The organism is Roseibium sp. RKSG952 (assembly GCF_009711355.1).
This window is the reverse complement of record NZ_SMMF01000346.1, coordinates 1-675: the sequence shown is the minus strand read 5'-3', so window position 1 is coordinate 675 and position 675 is coordinate 1. Positions and strand designations below refer to the sequence as shown.

The 675-nt window shown below is 60.7% G+C and carries 1 protein-coding gene; it reads right to left on the bottom strand.

Going from position 1 to position 675, the window contains the following annotated elements:
- Positions 1-675 (bottom strand): hypothetical protein (locus E1297_RS48880; RefSeq protein ID WP_196223101.1); only part of this gene is annotated, 675 nt, incomplete at both ends.

Here is a 675-nt window from a genome sequence, read left to right as displayed (position 1 = left end):
CGGTTGCCATGGGCGTTCAGCGTCGTTCCGGTCTGTTCCGCGCCGGTTTCCAGCAGGCCAATAGCGGTGGCATTGGCGCTCGTGCCGGTTTCCAGCTCCCCAACATCGGATTCCAGCGTGGCGATCCGGTCCGCCTGAGCCGAGATGTTGTTTGCAGCAGCCGTAACACGGGTATTCGTCGCATCAATCGATTCGGCATTTCCCGTGATCCGGCCATCCAGTGTCTCCGCGCCGGTTTCCAGCGCATTCAGCCGCCCGCCATACGCTGTCAGGGTATTCCCGGTCTGTGTCGCCCCGGTTTCCAGCGAGCTGATTGCGGTGGAATGCGCCACCGTCACACCGTCCAGACCGGTGATTTCGGATTGCAGCGACGATATCTGCTGCCCGTGGGCTGTGATCCTGCCGTCAAGCTTTTCGGTCGCCGTCGTCAGTGTTTGAGTGGCTTGCGTCTGCGCCCGGTCCAGTGCGCTGAGATCCACTGTAATCCGCTGCGTTTCTGCGCGTGTCTCCGAGAATTCCGCTGACTGGTGATGCACGATGAGTGCCTGATCACCTGCGGAGCGTTGGGACTCGCGGGCACCATCGATCTCGTCAATGATCCGCTGGGCAATGATCGACTGCGTAACAGTCGCGATCTGTCCGTTTGTCGACTGTTCCAGCGTCGTGATTGATGCC